The sequence below is a fragment of the Mucilaginibacter ginsenosidivorans genome (assembly GCF_007971025.1).
GTDB lineage: Bacteria > Bacteroidota > Bacteroidia > Sphingobacteriales > Sphingobacteriaceae > Mucilaginibacter > Mucilaginibacter ginsenosidivorans.
On the sequence record NZ_CP042436.1, the window covers coordinates 3,123,384 to 3,142,360 of the forward strand.

The window sequence follows — 18,977 nt, forward strand, 5'->3', positions numbered from 1 at the left end:
GATTTACTTTTACGCGAAGCAGGAAAAAGGCCTTATCTATTTGCCATATTACCCGTCTATTCATAATTTGCGCAACGATAATTAGACCGATTATGAAAAGCACAACTTCGCAGGCCCGCAAAGCCGCCTTAACAGGCTGTTTTATACTGGCCGCATTCTTCTGTAACAAATCATCCGCTCAAACGGCAACCGCTATAAAAGAGATTAGTGATAAAGGACATAACGCCTATTATACCTCCAATAAGGCTCCTCTTAAACCGCAATACTTTGTAAAACTGCCGGTAACAGCCATTAAACCCGGCGGCTGGCTGCGCAGGCAACTGGAGCTGCAGCGCGGGGGCCTCACCGGCAACCTCGGCGAGATAAGCGTATGGCTCTCGAAGACAGACAACGCCTGGGTAAACAAAAGCGGCAAGGCAAATATGGCTGGGAGGAATTGCCTTACTGGCTGAAAGGTTACGGCGACATTGCCTACATGCTGCGCGACCCGAAAATGCTGAAGGAAACGAAATTTTGGATCAACACCGTCATCAAAAACCAGCGTGCCAACGGCGATTTCGGTCCGCTGAATTATACCAAACCCGGGCGGCGCGATCTTTGGGGCAATATGCCTATGCTTTGGTGCCTGCAATCATATTACGAATACTCAAGCGATCCCAGGGTGCTCAAGCTGATGTCGCGGTATTTCAAATACGAACAAACTGTACCGGATAGCCTGTTTTTGAAGGATTACTGGGAGAACAGCAGGGGCGGGGATAACCTCATCAGCGTCTACTGGCTCTATAACCGTACCAGCGAAAAATGGCTGCTCGACCTGGCCACCAAGATCGACCGCAATACGGCCAACTGGCGACAGGCCAATAACCTGCCCAACTGGCACAATGTAAACGTGGCACAGTCGTTCCGCGAGCCGGCAACTTATTTTATGCAAAGCAATAACCCGGCCGACCTGGCAGCATCCTATAACGACTTTAAACTGATCCGCAATATTTACGGGCAGGTGCCGGGTGGTATGTTTGGCGCCGACGAGAATGCCCGCAAAGGTTATGACGACCCCCGCCAGGCCGTGGAAACCTGCGGCATGGTGGAGCAAATCACCTCGGACGAGTTCCTGCTGCAATTTACCGGCGATACTTTTTGGGCCGATAACTGCGAGGATGTGGCCTTCAATACCTTCCCTGCCGCCTTTATGCCGGATTATAAAAGCCTGCGTTACCTTACCGCCCCAAACATGGTGGTGAGCGACAGTAAGAACCACGCACCAGGTATAAACAATGACGGTCCGTTTCTGAACATGAACCCTTTCAGCAGCCGGTGCTGCCAGCATAATCATTCGGCCGGGTGGGTATATTATGCGGAGAATAGCTGGATGGCTACGCCTGATAACGGTTTGGCCGACCAGTTGTATTCCGAAGGCTCTGTTACCGCTAAAGCGGGCAACGGGCAGGCGGTTACCATAGTTACCACAACAAAATATCCTTTTAACGAGACCGTCAACCTTAAAATTCAAACTGCGGCCCCTAATAAATTTCCTGTCTACCTGCGCATACCAAAATGGTGTGTGAATGCAAGCGTACAGGTGAATGGCAGGGCAGTGCCGGTTAGTTCGGAAGGGGCGGAGTATATCAAACTGCAAAATACCTGGAAAAACGGCGACCGGATAACCCTGCACCTGCCAATGAAGATACAGGTGCGCGAGTGGGAGAAGAATAAAAACAGCGTGAGCGTGAATTATGGCCCGCTTACATTTTCGCTGAAGATAGACGAGAAATATGTAAAAGTAGCCTCGACCAAAGAAAACGCCGTGGCCGATGCGAAATGGCAGCCGAATGCCGACCAGGCAAAATGGCCGACTTACGAGATATACCCCGCTTCGGCATGGAACTATGGGCTGGAACTAAACGATAAAGATCCGGCCATGTCATTCCAGGTTGAAAAAAGGGCCTGGCCAAAAGATAATAATCCATTCACTAACAAGTCGGCCCCAATAGTGCTGAAAGCGAAAGGCAAACAAATACCCGGGTGGAAAATAGATCAGTATGGCTTGTGCGGGCTGCTGCCCGAAAGTCCGGTAAAAACTGATGAAGCTGAAACCAGCATTACCCTGGTACCTATGGGCGGCTCAAGGTTGAGGATATCGGCTTTCCCTGTTGTGAATTGATGAGTGTTTAGGCAGATATACCTGGCGTTAATCAGGCGCTTCCTTGCTGACTTTGGACCCTTTTGCGGGCCATTTGCCGGGCAACCCCTGCCATCCATAATAGCAGGCGCGAGTCTTGCTTGTGATAATCTTTGCAGTTGTTCCAGATGTATAGCATTGTTTCCTCCAGCACTGCAACGGCTAACTGTTGGTCGGCAATAGAACAACAAATAATTTTGAAGAGCTTCCCTGCATATTGATCATATAACGACGCTGCACCCGCAACGTCGCGCCGCGCGATCGCTTTGATCAGCTCCTGCTCAGCCGGGGTAGTTTTCATCGGATCAGGAAAATTGATGTTGCAAAATGGCGATGACGTAGGGAGAATCTATTTTTACATCATGACTGACATGCAGCGGGATATCCAGATGATCGCCCGGGGTAAGGATAACCCGCTTGTCGCCTATGGTGCAGGTGCACTGGCCTTTCAGGATGAAAAAACTTTCGGCTACGTCCTCGTGAATTTCCGGTGGCACGTTCAGCCGGGTTATGACCAGCATTTGGGCTATTTGCTCGTCCTGCCGTAAAATATGCTGGAAGAAATCTTCAAAGGGTTCGGCCGGCAGCAAATGCTCAACTGCATTCAGCCAACTAACAGGATCGGAATACTTGCCAGTGGTGGGCAGGTTATTGATATCCAATTGCTCATCGCCGGCAAAGCCCAGTACATTCAGCAACCTGCCCCTAAGCCGGTCGTCAGGTTCAATGGCATAACTTTGGGCAAGTAATTCAATGGTTTGTTCAATTTCGTTAAGTTCCTGCCTGACCTCGGGGTGTGACGCGCTAAGTTCAGCGACTTCTTTCGCACGCTCCGCATTGGATAGGTCAAAGCAATGCTGCTCCAGGCTACCGCTTTCGATGTACGCTTTAATTTTCTTCATTTCTTATGCCGGTCAATAATAAACCCCATTAGTAATAACTATTGCCGAACGCGGTTCGTCATATCCATCAAATGTAAAGAAAGTATTGTAACTCAGCGTTCCGGCCGGGTTGATTCTTACAACCGGGAGGGGTTAAGCGATAAGCCTACCGGTAAATCGATATCCTAAAATTTCCGGCACATTCACGCTGTTCACAATTTTCCAGTTGAGGAGTTCGTTGAGAAATTCAGGCAGGGGTAACCCGGCTTTGGCGGCAGCGGCGCGGTAAAATTCTGCCTTAGGTGGGTGCTCCGGCGAACAGGCATTGAACACATATCCAAAGGCATCGTTTGCGATTACCGCTTCGGTTATGCCCACACAATCCTCCAGGCTGATCAAATTAACCGGGGCCCGGCCATTCGGTATCCCGGTTTTTCCTGCAAAAAACCTGCCCGGTTCACGGCCTTCGCCTATCAGTCCGCCGAAGCGCAGGATGGCGGTTTTAAAAGCTGTTTCAGTCTCAAAAAGATTTTCAGCTTCCCGTAATATGGCGCCTGTGACGGGTGCGGGCTGCGGGTTGGATAGTTCATCAACCTCGCTGTTCGTATCGCCGTAAACACCCGTCGAGCTGGTGTAGATCACTTTTTTAATGCCGTACTGTTTTATCGTATTGATGATATGCCCAAGCTTTGGCAGATAATCAGCCGTTTCGCCCCTGCGAAACCGGGGTGGGATGCTCACGACCAGTGCATCGCAATCGAAGAACGCCGGATCGGCGCTAAGACTATCAGCCCCGGCGCGCACTTCAAAAGGTAAAATACCAAATTCAGCAAGTGCGCTTAGCTTATCAGCCGAAGTAGACGACCCCTTTACTGTAAAACCCTTTGCGGCAAGTGCCCGGCCAAAAGCTTTGCCATACCAGCCGCAGCCTAAAATACTAACCGTCATTTTTTATGATATGTCAATCACCGCAAACCTACGTGGTTTTTAATTGATTTGTGTATAATTATTCGGCGCAATTAACGTTTAAAACCTATTGGAATAACCCAGGCTGCGTTTCTATGATCAGAACAATTACTCATTTTTTGCTTTACCATAGTTGCCATGACGAGTTTCACCATCATCCTCCACATTTATAATTCACCTTTAGCTCTGGTGGTGACACCTTTAGCTATGGCCCCCTACAGTTTCCTGGTTAAAACATTGAACGATAAAGGCGAATCCATGATCATCAAACGCCTGCCCGGCAAAGGCTGGATAGGGGAAAAGGTGAAAATGAAATTTTTTACCAAGCAAAATATCCGGCGTTTAGGTAAACTGCTCGAAACGAAAGAAAAGGAAATACTACCCTTAATAAAGTCTTAGCGCCGTATGATCCATAAAATCAGGTTAAAGGACGGATCGGTCCAGCCGGTACAAATTATGCGTACCACTTTTAAAAAACTCAAGGTTTGGCTGGTTCAGTTTATGGACGGCAAACAGGCCATGCTATACAAATTCGGTAACGAATGGCTGCAGCGTATCGAAGACTTTCTCGATGCATCACTGATAAGAACTATTGGCAACTATATCGACAGCATCGCCGGCAAAAATCCCCCAAAGCTGAAAGGATAGAATTTTTTGGTGCATTACGGTAGCCTCCCGCAACCGCCTGGTTGATATAGGTGTTTTTACTCGTCAGAATAGGTGTTTTTACTATTTCATAACGCATAACTACCTTGTATTTTTGCGATTATAAATGTCAGTTAAATAACACTTGCTGGTTATGGAGAATGAAAAAAGTAACACGATCCGCAGTTGGTATAACGAAGTTTGGAACAGCGGTAATGCCGGAGCCATTGCCGAAATGATGCACCCCGAAGCAAACGCCTTTGGGCTCAGTCCCGAACCAATCGTGGGATCGGATGGCTTCAGGCCATTTTACGAGGCGTTTAACAACGACTATGCGGGTATACACGTAACTGTGGAAAAAATGCTGGTGGATGGCGACTATGTAACGGCAATTTGTACCGTTACGGCCACGCATAAACAAAGCGGCAAGCCCGTTAATTTTATGGGTACGTCTATAACCCGGGTACAGGAAGGCAAGATAACGGAGGGATGGAACTTTTTCGATTTCCTGACTTTGAATCTGCAAACGGGTAAGATATCCCCGGAGCAATTGGTATAGAATTTTATCTGTTTTTCGATGATCAAACAACCTGCGTTTAGTATAGTTGTGTGATGGTTCGTGCCGGAAAAGATGCAGTGAACTATATCATAAACTCGCCCAAAACAAGTAAAAATAGCCAGCATATTTTTTGCCAAATTATTTTAAATCATTAGTTTTGAATACCTTATGAACCCTATATTTACTAACTGTGCAAATATCCAATTATGAAAAAAGTTCTATACAGTCTCTGTTTCCTCATCGCCTTTACGGCCGCTAACACGGCATCGTCGCAAGGGCTCTTCAAAAAGCTCAAGGATAAAGTGAACAAAGTGGTAGATAAAGAAGTCGATAAAAAGGCAGGCATTCCGCCCGAAAATCAATCTGCCGATAATAGCAGTTCCTCGTCGGGCAAGCCCGTTAACAAAGGCGGCGGCGGATTGAGCAATACCGCTCCGCCCGATGTAAAGGCAGAAATGGCGGACGCCGAAACGGCACATGCTGCAAAAAATTACAGCGATGCCCGGTATTCGCTGCAGCAGGCGCTGATGGGCGTGGAGATACAGTTGGGCCGGCAGATATTAAAATCGTTACCGCCGACGGTAGATGCATTGAACGTGGACACCGCGCAGGATGTGGTAATGAGCACCCAATGGGGCTGGAGCAACCTGAGCATTCACCGTGTGTGGAAAAATACGGCCGATAAACAAATGACGGTTACGGTCGGAAATGCAGGCGTGTATGCCGGCCTGGCCACGCTGTATTTTTCAAATGCGGGCATGATGCAGGCCAACGGTTCGACACAAAATTTTAAGCAGGTGAGGGTTAAGGGCAATAAAGCCATCATTCAATACGAGGACAGCAAGGGCTATACCCTTATCGCGTCGCTTGGTCAAACTTCCATGATAGTTTGGGAATGCATCAATTTTGCCAACGAGCAGGAAGTAATGGCCGCTGCTAATTCATTCGATATAGATGGCATTAAAAAAATGCTTGGGGAACAATAATTTCAGATACGCAATAAAAATATTTATGAAGACTTTTTTAACATTCATCGCATTTATCACTATTGCCGGCTACAGCCAGGCGCAGGATTTTACCAAAGCAATGGCCACCGCCAAAACCTCTTACAACGCGGGCAAGCTGGAGGAAACTCATTTTGCCTTACAACAGGCCATGCAGGAAGTTGACCTGGTGGTGGGCCAGGAAGTGCTGAAATTACTGCCCACAAAAATGGACGCGATGGAAATTGTAGCAAAGGACGATAATGTAACTTCAAATATCGGCTACGTTGGCGCTACCATACACCGCGCCTACGCTCAAAAAGATGCCAAAAAGGCCGATATTTCTATCATTAGTAACTCGCCTTTGGTTGCCATGACCAATTCGATACTGAACACCCCGATGCTGGGCGGCATGATGAGTGACGGTAAAAGCAAGACGGTTAAAGTGCAGGGCTACAAGGCAAGGCTCGAAAAGCAGGCAGGCAGTACCGCCGACAAAAATGACTATGAACTGCTGATACCTTTAGGCAGCGCCATGATCACCTTTAAGGTCGACGATTGCACGGATACCGAAATATTGGGTTTTGCAGATACGATACCGCTGCAAAAGATAGCCAAGCTGATAGAGTAGGATCGACAGAGGGCAATAACATGTATGTTTACACTAACTTAAATATTTAGTGAATGGCAATGCCGGAAATTCCTGCGTATGATACTCAAAATGCCGATGATATAGATATTTCTTTTGAAATAGGTGACCAAAAAATATGGCTTGGTGACGACTATTGCACAATCGAAATAATCAAAAACGGCAAATCGCAATTCTTAATATCAACCCCAAAGGAACGTTTCTATAACTTTATGCGCGAAGAGTTTGCAAAAACTGACTGATTTTTTCCAAATCAGACTCCGTCATCTTTTTCGCAAATGGTTGATTAACCCTAACTGTTACATATCCATCTATCGACTCTCTTGATTGCTGAACTTCCCAAAGATTAGGTATGCTATGTTCGGTACAAAAACCTAAAACCAGTTTTTTATAATCTATCCCTGCTTTTGCTTTAATTTCCATACCCCAAATATAGTGTAAAATACCTTTTAAAAATTGGTATGTTTGGGTATGACGAAGTTCGCCAAAGAGCAATTACATAAAATAGACACGCTATTACGTCTATTCAGAAAAGATGAAGTAGGTATTCCAGAACACGAGATAAAAGGAATGCTAAAACATCAAAAGGTCGAAGCATCGGATTCAGAGATTAAGAGGTTTTTATATCAACTTCAAGAAGATGGATATATATTCTTCGAAGAGAAATTGAATTTATATATAGTGACTGTTAAGGGTGTAAAATTCGATGGTTATTGGAGTGAGTTTAAAGCCAGTCGGACGCGTCATTGTCGCGAGGTCGTACAAAGTTACCTTTTATCAGTCGGAACGGCATTAGCAGGTTTGTATGCTCTGTACGATTTGTTAAAGTGGATGGAGCATCGCTTTTTTTGTTCTCATTTCTTTTCTTAGCCAATATTCTTTTCAGTGTAAACTTGTCTGTTGTTGCCCGACAGAGAGGATTGCACATGGCCGGGAATTTGTGATTTGGGCCACACCAGTTCAGGCGCTTTCGCTATCGTGAACCAGCAGCCGTTGGTTTTATATTTCCAGTTTTCAACTGAAGCCATTGGCATGTCGTTAAAAAATTGGAAATTGCCCCGGTGATGATCAACCGCAGCTTACGCACTTTCGCTCACCTTTTATTATTTGTAACATTAGGCTTTAGTGCTTGTCAGCAGCCGCAGAAGCATACCAAACGTCACCATACCTATAAGCGGAGAACAGAGGCCCGATTGCCCCGGCACGCGGGCGACGATAACAATATGCTGCTGGGAAACCCGAGTTTGGCAACAAATGATATTCATGACTCGGCCAATTACCTCATCGATCATAAATACTATATCGAAAGCTACAACCGCAGCACCGGCGAACCGAATTGGGTTAGCTGGCACCTGTGTGCCGGAGATATCGGCGCCGTAGCCCGCAGTAATGATTTCAGGCCGGATACCACGCTTCCCCGCGGATGGTTCGCGGCGGATAATGCCGGTTACCGGGGTTCGGGTTTTGATAAAGGGCATAATTGCCCCAGCGGCGACCGCACCGCAAGCGCCGAAGCTAACTCTTCCACGTTTTTGATGGATAACATTATACCGCAGGCCAAAAACAATAACCAGCACACCTGGGAACACTTTGAAAGTTACTGCCGCGAAAAGGTGAGGCAGGGCAACGAGGTTTACATCATTATGGGATGCTACGGCAAGGGCGGAACCGGCAGGCTGGGCTACCGCGAAAACATAGCCGATGGCCATATCCGCGTGCCTGCGCATATCTGGAAGATAGCCCTGGTGATACCCGACAACAACGATGACCTGGACCGGATAGATGCCGGTACGGATGTAATAGCCATAGACACCCCTAACGATGAAGCTGTATCGCCCGACTGGCGAAGATACGTTTGCACGGTAAGCGATATCGAACGCGCCACAGGTTACCGGTTCTTCACTACCTTACCCGCCACCGTACGCGAACCGCTGGGGAATAAACAATTTGCGGATTTGTATTGATGGGTTTGTGTGACCAAAAGAGCTTTTCGAGACTACGCGATACCGGTTACTATTAAAGCGCAGGGGGATTGTAAAGGTTGAGGAAATCACCCGTAATATATAATTTTTGCACCAATCTGTTTAAACTATTCTTTAGAGCCAAAAAAACGAGGCATTTTTAAGTCATCAGCCGTTAGACTAATGGACCGGAAAAACTTGATCATTTTTACCCTGCTGGCGCTGCTATTGGCGTTTACCGATGCCCACGCGGTCAACCATAAGCAGCCAACGGTAATACTTAACGGGCCATGGAAATTTAAAACGGGTGATAGTTTGCAATGGGCCGCCCCGGATTTTAATGATGCAGGGTGGGAAACGGTGGACCTGACCGCGCCTCCGGGATCACACGATGGCGACGTTGGGCTCACCGGTTATGTTCCCGGCTGGGCGGCAAGGGGGCATGCTGATTATTCGGGCTATGCATGGTATCGCCTGAAAGTCTCATTGGATAGTTTAAAAGGGAATTCTTTGGCGTTAGCCGGTCCGCCTGCGGTTGACGAGGCTTATCAATTATTTGTTGACGGACGATTGCTGGGGAGCGCCGGCGACTTTTCGGGCCCGGTGCCCGTTGCCTACAGCATACAGCCGCGCATGTTCGGGTTACCGGATAGCATAAGTAACAGGAAGGTGATCACCATAGCTTTCAGGGTATGGGTAAGTGCCGCCACACTGAGCCAGGGCACCGATTTAGGCGGCATCCATATTGCACCGGAACTTGGAAAGAAAAGCGATATAGAAGCCCGCTACAAATTCAGATGGAGGCAAACCATCAAGGGATATATTGTAGAGGTGGCCGAATTTGCCACATTTATCCTGTTGGCGGTAACCATCGCCTTATTGCGCAAACCGGTTAAACAGCATACATGGTTTATCATCGCTTTGGTTTTGCTGGGCCTGGTGCGGGCAAACCAGGCTTTTTACTACTGGTTACAGGCAGAAACCAGCCATCAAATTGATATCATAACACTCGTTATACTAATGCCGCTGGTACTTGGCTCCTGGCTGATGGCGTGGCGGGACTGGTACAGGGTTGAACGCCCGGTTTGGATACCGCCTGTTATCCTGGCGCTTACCTTAGTTTACATGTGCGGCCAGCTTTTCAGTCTGCCATGGGTTTCTGATACTGTCCCTCATGCTGTCTTCCAGGCTATCTCTAACTATTCACGCTTGTTATTCGCCCTGGTGCTGGCTATTATCATCGGGGTGGGTGTCCGGCAGCAGGGTAAACAGGGGTGGCTCTATTTACCTGCGGTATTGCTGATCTCGACCGGATTATTTGCGCAGGAACTATCCGAATTGCACATCCAGGGTATCTGGTTCCCGTTTGGCGTTGGCGTATCCCGTACCCAATATGCCTATGCCGCTTTTAGTGCCGTTATGTTTGGGTTGTTGGTTTATCAGCAGGGGCGAAAAAAGATCCCGCAGGAGCGGCATTGAATTTTTTAAAGATTTTTTTGGATATTATAAAATAATACGTATCATTGCAGCATGAAAACAAAATCGATACAAAGCTTTATACCCCAACTGAAGTTTCAGAGAGGATAGCTATGTATTGACTTAACATATCAAAAAACACTTGAATCCTCTTAGAAAATCTAAGGGGATTTTTTGTTTTCAGGCCATTTTTGCATGGTAGTATATCAATTGGCAGATTACTCCGTTTGGAACGGAGAGGCTCTCGGTTCGAGTCCGGGTTACCCTACTGATATTAAAGGAAATATAGCTCAATCAGGTTAGAGCGGCACCCTTATACGGTGATGGTTAAAGGTTCAAGTCCTTTTATTTCCACCAGTAAAATTTCCTGTGGTGCAATGGCAGCGCGCCTGATTTTGGTTCAGAAAATCGTGGCTCAGGGCCATGCAGGAAACATGGTTTTTGAAAGTGCGCGTTGGCTGCTTTTGGAATGAATTTTTTTGGTTTGACCCGGCTTTTGACGGGTAAGGGCAAATTATATCAAAAGTAAAGATATTTCTTTATTAATAACATATTATTGCCCGTGTTTTAATAGGAAAATTAGCAAATATGGTGCATGCGGCAGACTGAAATTCCGCAGATACGGGATTGTTACCCGGGTTCTCCACGGATGGGCTTGATGCCAAAATCAGGGAATCAGCAGGGATTTGTTTACACCTTTGAACCAGGGAACACGGCGCAAGCTATTCTTTTCCAGTTTACAACTCGTATGATTTCAGATCGGTTTCGACCGGGTTAGGAATGGGTGTGTTAACAATACTGGTATCGAATGTGCCTTTCTTTTCATTCAAAATGTTGGCCTCGCATTTCATTGTTTTAGGGACCTTCTTTTCTGCGGCCACAATCTCTTCCATTTTTGCCTTTTTTGCTGCTGACAAATTTGACTTTTGTATTTCGGCGCTGGTTGGGGGTTTTATCGGGCTGCTGTAATCTGGCTCAACAATGTATTCTACCGTTTTTCCTTCGTCCACTTTCTCAATAACTTTACTTTCGATACTTGCTTCATGCACACCATTACCTGAAATGGACAGCGGGGTGAGATTTCTGAAATCTTTGCCGGTTCCACCTAAAAATCCGTTTAGTAAATGCCCTTTGACATAATAAGGCTTGTCGCCGTTTCGCCGGAGGTTAAGTTTTTTATAATCCTCGTTAGATACGCCCGGCGGGCCGCCAACGGGCGGGCGGTTATTTTTGTTAAGGTATCTTATGGTCATTTTGGTAGCAAACCCACTATCGGTCAACCCGCCGAAGTTAAACTCAAGCGGCTCCAGCGGACCACCAAAAAGATGGGCCGTTATGGCGCTTAGCTTAATTACTTCTTTATTAACTTTATCGTACTTATCGGCCCTGGCCTTCTCTTCCGGAATGGAAGGGTCTATTGGCTTGTTCTTGGCCTTTTCAACTTCCTCGAGCTGGTCCTTTGCCTCGGCTTTCTTGTCCATTATTTTTTTATCGCCATCGGGCCTTACCTTCTTGATATTAGCCAGGAACTCGTCGTATTTCATTGGATCACGGCTGGCAACCCACAATTCGGACGATTCATCGGACGAGCCTTTGAAATAGAGTTCATGGGTTTCGCCATTATCAGCGGTAAAGCTCTTCTTTATGCCCAACCAGCCGGCAACCTTGCCGACGGCACTTTTTCCGAGAGCGACCACCTTCTCTTTGCCTTTGTCGAGCAGTGCCTTCCCCTTGTTTTTTAATGACATGGCCAATTCCACGGCAGGGCCAACAAATGCATAGGCTTTCGTGATGAGCCAATCTATCAGTTTATCAACTTTCGCCCTGATACGAAGTATTATGTCCCGTACTTTTGCGCCGAGGTCGTTTAAATGAAGTAATGCTGCGAGGAAACCGATAATGATCGGTATTGATTTGGCAAATGCCATTTCGATAGCCGCAGCGGCAGCATCAACATTACCGGTAGCAATTGTCAACACCGCATCGAGAATTGAATTCAATAATTCGATGATACGGTCTTTCAATCTTACCAGCATCATCAGGAAATCATAAATGGCCATACAGGCTTTTACAAAAGCCGCTATCGGGTTAAGCAGGCTTAATAGAAAGACCAGGGCCGCTTTAATTACCGCATCCCTGATGAACGATTTTATGGCTTCCCATATCATATCCTTAAAATCGGTGAATTTCTCTTTGATAATTTCCCATATCGCGCCCAACCCTTCTTTGTACACTCTTTGGAATATACCCACAGTTGTTTCCATCAGCGCAACCCGTTCTTCACCTATTTGCAAAACGGCCCTTTCGCGGATGTGCGCGTAGCTGATACCCATTACCTGCAGAACCATACCGAAGATGGAGGCGATATCAAATTTGTCGGGGAGTTTAAGGTCCGGAACGCCAAGCTGACTGGATAGCCATGCCATCAGCCCATTTTCCAGGTGCTCGCCCAGCCTGCTCTTGAACCTGTCGAATCCCTTGCTGAAGGCAGCACCAAGGTTGCTGAAGAATTTGCCGGGTTCGCCTATAATGATCCCGACCACCTGGGCCAATTTTTGTAATATGGTTTTGAATAACTGGTAAATGTTTTTGATAACCTTCCAAACCTCCTTTAATAAGCCGATGGCTTTACTGATAAGGCCCTTGTTGGCTTCCTTCAGTTCGTTTATCCGGTCATCCAGTTTTTTAACATTGTCAACGTATTTTTTGGCAAGCCCGTCGATCAATTGGTGGCCCTTGTCTTTTACGCCCTGTTCAAGCGAGTCAAATTTATCTTTGATATTATCCGCGGCTTCGGTGCCAACTTCTTTCAAATTATCCGGAAGCGCGGCAACATAGGTGTCAATATCTTTTTTACCGTCGTCGATAGCTTTTTTTGCGGCGTTCAGCTTATCAGTTACCACATTGGACACGTCGGTTATTACCTGGTCCATTTTATCCAGGTACAGTTGTTTGCCGTCTACGTAAAATACATTCACCTCATCGGGCAGGTCCATAAACTTGTCTTTCAGCCAATAACCCCCGCCAAGCAAACCGGAATAGCGGTCGTTTTTGTAGGCCCGCATTTTTCTATCGGTATAATCTTCAAATATCTTACGCGCATCTTCAGCGCCCTGGTCGAAAATGCTTCCTGATAAGGTTTCGGCCTGTGTAAGCAGGTCGTTTACTGTTTTTTCGGTGGCGGCATATTTATCATTGATATCCTTTGCCACCTTTGCCCGCGCGTCTTCGTCTTTTTTCTTCGAATCGTTTTGCTGAAGAATAACGGCGGCAAAGTTTTTGTCCCGATCCTTATGCATGCCCGCCAATGAGCCTGCTGCTTTTGAGCTGGCTTCGCTTTCAGCGGCCTTTAATTCTGCTTTTTCATCTTTTCTGTATTGAGCGGGTTTTTCTATGGCATCCTTTTGCGCATTTCTCTTTTCCTTTACCGCGTTCTGGAACGTAGGTTCATTGCTGCCTTGTAATTGGGTCTCGGTGACATTGTTTTGCTTCATCTCATCATCGAGAGAGGCGCTTTGTTCCTGCATGGAAACCTCATCGTCCGTTTTCGCTTTCGGAGCTGCATTTTTTGCTCCGATAGACGCCGGACTACTTCCTGCGTTGGTTGGCGGCAGGGTTACAGGCTGCTTGTTCTCGCTTTCGTTTACATGCAGCGGATCGGCGGTTGCGTGGGTCATCGGCCCTGTCGTGTTCTCCTTTTCAGCCGATACCTTTTGCCCAACTTCAGTTTTTACTTCACCAATTTTGTTATGTTCCTTGAAATCATCGGCTTCTTCCAGCGTCTTGGGGGTAACCTCGGTTATCCTTGCCAGCAGGTCTTTCTTAAAGGAAGCAGCATCAAATAATTTCTCTTCTTTGCCGGCAGCTTCAATGCTTTCCGCTTTCCTGTTCTGCGCCTTGCTTTGCGCTTCAAAAGGCACCGGTCCTGCGGCATTTTGGGCATCTGCGGCTTTTGCTGCCGGAGGAGCATGCGCCCTTTGTTCATTTGCCCTGGCATGTGCCTTACCTACTGTTCTCTGGAATGCAGGGTCTTCTTCAGGCGACGACGGCGATTTCTTTTTGACCGCTTTACCTGCTGGCGCTTTGGCCGCATCACCGGGCGCAGCTACGCCATGATCGGCAACCGGTTTTGCTGCGGGAATCACCGCATCTTTTTTCGTGGCCTGAACCTGGGTTACTTTTTTACCCGTTTCGGCAATACCCGTTGTATTTTGATGAGCAGCCCCCTGCTGCACGGTGTGTGTTAATTCGTGCGCAAGCAACTGTTTGCCGCTCCGGGTACCCGGATTGAACTCGCCTTGTGCAAAATGAATATTGGCGCCTTGCGTAAATGCACGCGAACCTATAGCTGCATTTGCCTTTTGGCTTGCTTCCCCGGTATGGATGCGCACATTGCTAAAGTCGGCGCCCATGTGTTTTTCCATTTGCCTGCGGGTATCAACCGGCAATGGGCTTGCCCGTGCAGGCGGCGCAGCAGCGGCCAGTGCCACCGGTGCAGGTGATGGGCGCGCAGCCGGCGTAATCTTGCTGATAGGCACCGGTGCAGATATTTCGCGGCTCACTACTTTATGCGCCACACGATCTGCCTCTTTTTCATGATGCGTGGTCGAGACAGCGTTTTTCAGTTTTGGCTGTATCTCGTAAGATGAAACCGTAGATTCAACCGGATTTGTTACCGTTTCGTGCACGATCGGGGTATCGTATTGCCCGCTTGCTTCATTTAACACATTGGCAACGCACTCTAATCCTAAAGGCACAAGGTTTTCCGTAGAAATAACTTCTCCCAGCCTTGCTTTTCGCTGCGTATCCAAAGTCGAATTTGTAATTTGAAGGTCTGTTGGGAAAGACCTGGAGCCATACACCGGTGTAACAATATATTCTACCGTCTTACCCTGGTCTATTTTCTCAATGACTTTTCTTTCAACCTCTCTTTCGTGATTGCCGTTTCCTGTTCTTGACAGCGGTGTCAGGTTCCTGAAATCCAACCCTGTGCCACCTAAATAACCATTCAATAAGTGTCCTTTTATGTAATAGCTGCCATTGCGCCTCCTCCTGTGATCAAGCTTTTCATACGCGGCATTAGACACCCCGGGGGAACTGCCAACCGGCGGACGGTTGTTTTTATTCAGGTTCCTTATGGTCATGCCGGTGGCAAAGCCCTCGGCATTTAATCCACTATAATTAAATACCAGCGGCAGCGCCGGACCGCCAAAAAGCGGTGCAGTTAAAACACTCAGCTCTATTACTTTCGCGTTGACAATGTCATATTTAGCCGACCTTGCCTGTTCTTCGGGCACCGAACTGTCGAGAGGCCTGTTTTTGGCGGTTTCTATTTCATCGAGTTTGGCCCGCGCTGCTTGTTTTTGAGCAATTCTTGTTTGGTCGCCGCCTGAAGCTACGGCATTAATTCTATCTAAGAAGACAGAGTACCTCATCGGTTCCCGGCTTGCCACCCATAAATTGGATGTTTGTTCATTTGCGCCCTCAAAGTAAAGTTCATGCGATTCTCCATTGTTGGCCCTGAACTCTTTCCTTATGCCAAGCCATCCCAAAACGGCACGCACAGCGCTTCGCCCGGCGGCCATTACCCGGTCAAGTATGTTCATTCCCGTATTTACCGCCCTGTTCACCAGCCAGGTCAATGCACGGTCCACCATCTCCCTCACCCGGGTTATCATTTCGCCAATTCTTCTGCCTATACCGCTTAACCCTACCTGGTTGGCCAGGAAGCCTATAACTATAGGCATTGCACGGTCCATTGTTCTTTCAAGGTAATTGGCTGCTGTAGAAACATTTCCTTCTGCAATATCTGCCACGCCATTTACAAATGAATTGATCACTTCCAGTATCTGCCGCAGATAGCGGATAAAGCTTTGCACGGCATGGTAAATGGCTATAGCGCTGTTGATAACCGCCATAATGCCGGTGGGGTCGAGCATACTCAATAGCCTTGCGGTTACCTGAGAAATGATCCTTTCCATGATCCAGTTCTTTACTGCATCCAATACGGTGTTCCACAGATTGCTCAGTTGTTCCTGTATCTTATCCCATATAGCGGCCATCCCTCTTTCCTGGACATCGCGGATAAATGTCCAGATGCCTTCGAGGGTATTGATCATACTACGCAGCCTGGCAACCCGTTCGGGCCCTACTCTTGGATGTGCCGCAAGTTTAGTCCAGATAGCTTCCATGCTGATGCCCAGTACCTGCAGTACCCACCCGATTACTCCCCGCAACGAGAAATCTGTAAGCGGAGGGATATTTGCATCCCGTAGTTCACTCATCAGCCATCCTACCAGGCCATTCATAAGATGTGTGCCAATATGGTCGAAGAATTGGATAAAGCCCTGTTTTATTGCCCTTAGCAAATTCCTGAGGAAGGCGACAGGATCGCGCTTGATCCGTTCAAACGCCGCCATGGCCCGGGTAATAATATTATTGATCAGATCGGTAGGGAAGTTCATTACCTGGAGCAATACTTCGATCACGATCTTTACGATCTCAACAATGAAAGCGATCAGCCTTGCTATCGGCTCGCCAAACCGGTCAATGATCCTGTGGAAGGCCTGTACAGGGCTGGTAAGATCGTTGAAGCTGAACGAGTTCCACAGGTCGATAAATAGCTGCAGAACAGAGGCCGGTGTCATATTTAACCTCGCCACTGCTGCATTAATGCGCGCTGTAGTCCTGGCAATGGCGCCGCTTTCTTCCATTTGCCTGTATTGTTCCTCGCCGCCTTCCATCAGGCTCATAAAGCCGCGGATGATGTTGGGGATGCTTCTTGGTACCACAGCGTTAGTAAACGGATCTTTACCTATCAACACGGTTACCAATGCGTAGCCCCTTACCGTTTGGGCCCAGGCAGACAAGCGTCCCAGCAGCGCTTCTTTGATAAACCCGAGTATTACCACAAGGGTTTCGCCAACAAAATTCAATACCTGCCTTACCGGTTCGGCAAATTTTTCGTACAGCCGGTTAAACGTATCAACAGGATGCATCAGGCTGTCTATAGAAACGGCGTTCCATATCAGTCCGAAATTGTCTCTTATAGTTTGATATAGGTTGCCAAATACTGCGATGCCCCTGTCAATCCAATCTGCCGCTTTCTGGAACGAGCCAGTATCTTCCATTTGCCTGCGTTGCTCCCTGCCTTGTTCGCCGCCCAATTCAAGCAGCGCATTCAGTATGGTGGTGCCATTTGCCGCTACATTTTCTCCCGTCACCGGATCATGGCCTATAATTACTTTTAACAATTCATAGGCATTGGTGCGCGTTTTTATAAAGTCGACGATCTGTGTGAGAAGGAATTCTTTTACTATGGAAAGTAGCTCCGATGCCGCTCTTTCAGCAAAGCCGACGATACCGGTGATCGCCCGTTCAAAAATACCGCCAAGGTTTCGGAGAACATTCAGCGGGCCATCCAGGATAGAAGTTAGGCCCAGGGCGTTCCAGGCAGTGGTAAAATCACTGCGTATATTGGCAACAATACCGCTAAGGGTTTGTATCTGCTGGTCAATCCATGCGGCTGCCCGGTCAATGGCGCCAAGTTCTTCCAGCTTTTGTTTTAGAAGGCTGCCGCCGGGAATAATATCAAGCGCAGCATTAATAAAATTTCTTCCATTTTGTTCAATGCGCTCGCCGGTTATAGGGTCCTGTCCCATAACTACGCCTAAGGCACTATAACCCGGAATAAAGCCCGCAAAGCGGCGTGCCTTTCCCATCAGCCATCTTTTCGCACCTTCAATACCTTCTGTGATCGAAGGCAGGTCGTCGAGCAGGTCGCCGATCCTTGAGATGGCGGTATCTACAAATGAACATTGGATAGTGGTATCACCGCATTTGGTTTGAAGCGGCGGACCCCTGGCCTCCGAAGGCAGGGTGCCCGGGTCGGAAGGAGCGTGGCTGGTGGTGCTTCGCTGAATTGTGGAAACGGTGCTGGTGGTTGCAGGGCTTGCTCCCTGCTGAACGGTGTGTGTTAGCTCATGCGCTAAAAGATGCTGGCCGGACCTTGTGTTTGGGTTAAACTGTCCGTTTGCAAAATGGATATTTGCACCCTGGGTAAATGCCCTTGCACCAATAGATGCGCTGGCATCATGGCTTTCCTGCCCGGTATGAATGCGAACATTTTCAAAGTTTGCACCTATACGGTTTTCCATTTGCCTGCGGGCAGGTGCCGGCAAAGGACTTCCCCTCGTACTCTGGTTAGAAAGTACAGCAGTTAACGGGTGGGTTGTATGGATATCGGGCAATGGCGGGCTGGCATCGCCGCTGTGTAATACGTCGGGCGACCCGGGATTGTTTATTTTAGATTGTATGCTTTTGCTTTGGCATTCAACACCCTTGCTTTGGGTGCCGCTTTTAATACTGGTTATGCGCGTGCCCGCAGATGCCGGTTGGTTGCCCGTGGCTTTATCTGCCACATGATCGGCTTCTTTTTCAAAATGATCATTTGCGGCGTGGATGTTTACCTTGGGTTGAATGAGCGACCTGCCGCTAACTGCTTTCTGCGGCCGGCGGTGCGCCCAGCCGCCCGGTTGTTCTTTTCGCTGAATTGTGGCGGGGAGGGGAGATACCTGAGTTTTACGTTGTATAGCTCTGCCGCCACCGGTTTTTGCCGGGGTCAATAAATTTACTGCGCGTGATTTTGTCGTAGCAGCTTTTACTGGCATGAGAACAGG

General features: G+C 47.8%; 17 protein-coding genes and 2 tRNA genes. 13 read left to right on the top strand and 6 right to left on the bottom strand.

Features of this window, described 5'->3' with window-relative positions:
- The first annotated feature begins 92 nt into the window (after positions 1-92).
- The gene (locus tag FRZ54_RS24745; RefSeq protein ID WP_228462494.1) at positions 93-452 is read left to right on the top strand and encodes a hypothetical protein; all 360 of its coding nucleotides are present in this window, start codon (positions 93-95) and stop codon (positions 450-452) included.
- Positions 371-2,161 (top strand): beta-L-arabinofuranosidase domain-containing protein, encoded by a 1,791-nt coding sequence (locus FRZ54_RS14300; protein ID WP_228462495.1) that lies wholly within the window; start codon positions 371-373, stop codon positions 2,159-2,161. Before FRZ54_RS24745 ends, FRZ54_RS14300 begins: the two co-directional genes overlap by 82 nt.
- Positions 2,162-2,192: 31 nt before the next feature.
- Here the strand turns inward: FRZ54_RS14300 and FRZ54_RS14305 are convergent, their stop codons facing one another.
- From FRZ54_RS14305 to FRZ54_RS14315, 3 genes are all read right to left on the bottom strand, one after another.
- Positions 2,193-2,480, bottom strand: coding sequence for an RNA polymerase sigma factor (locus FRZ54_RS14305; RefSeq protein WP_147032270.1), 288 nt, complete (start codon positions 2,478-2,480; stop codon positions 2,193-2,195).
- Positions 2,481-2,484: 4 nt separating this feature from the next.
- Complete coding sequence (locus FRZ54_RS14310; RefSeq protein WP_147032271.1) at positions 2,485-3,081, bottom strand: cupin domain-containing protein; 597 nt, start codon at positions 3,079-3,081, stop codon at positions 2,485-2,487.
- Positions 3,082-3,213: 132 nt separating this feature from the next.
- The gene (locus tag FRZ54_RS14315; protein WP_147032272.1) at positions 3,214-4,008 is read right to left on the bottom strand and encodes an SDR family oxidoreductase; all 795 of its coding nucleotides are present in this window, start codon (positions 4,006-4,008) and stop codon (positions 3,214-3,216) included.
- Positions 4,009-4,164: 156 nt separating this feature from the next.
- On the opposite strand from FRZ54_RS14315, the gene FRZ54_RS14320 reads away from it, so the two are divergent.
- The 6 genes from FRZ54_RS14320 (at position 4,165) to FRZ54_RS14345 (ending at position 7,104) form a co-directional block, all read left to right on the top strand.
- Complete coding sequence (locus tag FRZ54_RS14320) at positions 4,165-4,425, top strand: hypothetical protein (protein WP_147032273.1); 261 nt, start codon at positions 4,165-4,167, stop codon at positions 4,423-4,425.
- A 6-nt stretch (positions 4,426-4,431) separates the two neighbouring features.
- Positions 4,432-4,674, top strand: coding sequence for a hypothetical protein (locus tag FRZ54_RS14325; protein WP_147032274.1), 243 nt, complete (start codon positions 4,432-4,434; stop codon positions 4,672-4,674).
- A 151-nt stretch (positions 4,675-4,825) separates the two neighbouring features.
- The gene (locus FRZ54_RS14330) at positions 4,826-5,230 is read left to right on the top strand and encodes an ester cyclase (RefSeq protein ID WP_147032275.1); all 405 of its coding nucleotides are present in this window, start codon (positions 4,826-4,828) and stop codon (positions 5,228-5,230) included.
- Between the two features lie 206 nt (positions 5,231-5,436).
- A complete protein-coding gene (locus FRZ54_RS14335) occupies positions 5,437-6,216 on the top strand; it encodes a hypothetical protein (RefSeq protein ID WP_147032276.1) in 780 nt (259 codons plus the stop codon).
- Positions 6,217-6,241: 25 nt separating this feature from the next.
- Complete coding sequence (locus FRZ54_RS14340) at positions 6,242-6,844, top strand: hypothetical protein (protein ID WP_147032277.1); 603 nt, start codon at positions 6,242-6,244, stop codon at positions 6,842-6,844.
- A 53-nt stretch (positions 6,845-6,897) separates the two neighbouring features.
- Positions 6,898-7,104, top strand: coding sequence for a hypothetical protein (locus FRZ54_RS14345; protein ID WP_147032278.1), 207 nt, complete (start codon positions 6,898-6,900; stop codon positions 7,102-7,104).
- Here the strand turns inward: FRZ54_RS14345 and FRZ54_RS14350 are convergent.
- The gene (locus FRZ54_RS14350; protein ID WP_147032279.1) at positions 7,073-7,285 is read right to left on the bottom strand and encodes a trehalose-6-phosphate synthase; all 213 of its coding nucleotides are present in this window, start codon (positions 7,283-7,285) and stop codon (positions 7,073-7,075) included. The genes FRZ54_RS14345 and FRZ54_RS14350 overlap by 32 nt on opposite strands.
- A 48-nt stretch (positions 7,286-7,333) precedes the next feature.
- Between FRZ54_RS14350 and FRZ54_RS14355 the strand changes: the two genes are divergently transcribed.
- Positions 7,334-7,732, top strand: a complete 399-nt coding sequence (locus FRZ54_RS14355; protein ID WP_147032280.1) for a hypothetical protein — start codon at positions 7,334-7,336, stop codon at positions 7,730-7,732.
- Here the strand turns inward: FRZ54_RS14355 and FRZ54_RS24500 are convergent.
- A complete protein-coding gene (locus tag FRZ54_RS24500) occupies positions 7,729-7,890 on the bottom strand; it encodes a hypothetical protein (RefSeq protein ID WP_187359630.1) in 162 nt (53 codons plus the stop codon). The genes FRZ54_RS14355 and FRZ54_RS24500 overlap by 4 nt on opposite strands.
- Positions 7,891-7,908: 18 nt before the next feature.
- Between FRZ54_RS24500 and FRZ54_RS14360 the strand changes: the two genes are divergently transcribed.
- The 4 genes from FRZ54_RS14360 to FRZ54_RS14375 all read left to right on the top strand — a co-directional run bounded on the left by FRZ54_RS14360 (position 7,909) and on the right by FRZ54_RS14375 (position 10,656).
- Entirely contained in the window at positions 7,909-8,826 is a 918-nt protein-coding gene (locus FRZ54_RS14360) for a DNA/RNA non-specific endonuclease (protein ID WP_147032281.1), read from the top strand.
- 180 nt (positions 8,827-9,006) lie between these two features.
- A complete protein-coding gene (locus FRZ54_RS14365) occupies positions 9,007-10,302 on the top strand; it encodes a glycoside hydrolase (protein ID WP_147032282.1) in 1,296 nt (431 codons plus the stop codon).
- Between the two features lie 192 nt (positions 10,303-10,494).
- Positions 10,495-10,567: transfer RNA gene (locus tag FRZ54_RS14370), tRNA-Pro, on the top strand.
- A gap of 11 nt (positions 10,568-10,578) precedes the next feature.
- Positions 10,579-10,656 (top strand) — tRNA-Ile (locus tag FRZ54_RS14375).
- A gap of 380 nt (positions 10,657-11,036) precedes the next feature.
- Here the strand turns inward: FRZ54_RS14375 and FRZ54_RS14380 are convergent.
- Positions 11,037-18,968, bottom strand: a complete 7,932-nt coding sequence (locus tag FRZ54_RS14380) for an eCIS core domain-containing protein (protein WP_147032283.1) — start codon at positions 18,966-18,968, stop codon at positions 11,037-11,039.
- Positions 18,969-18,977: the final 9 nt, after the last annotated feature.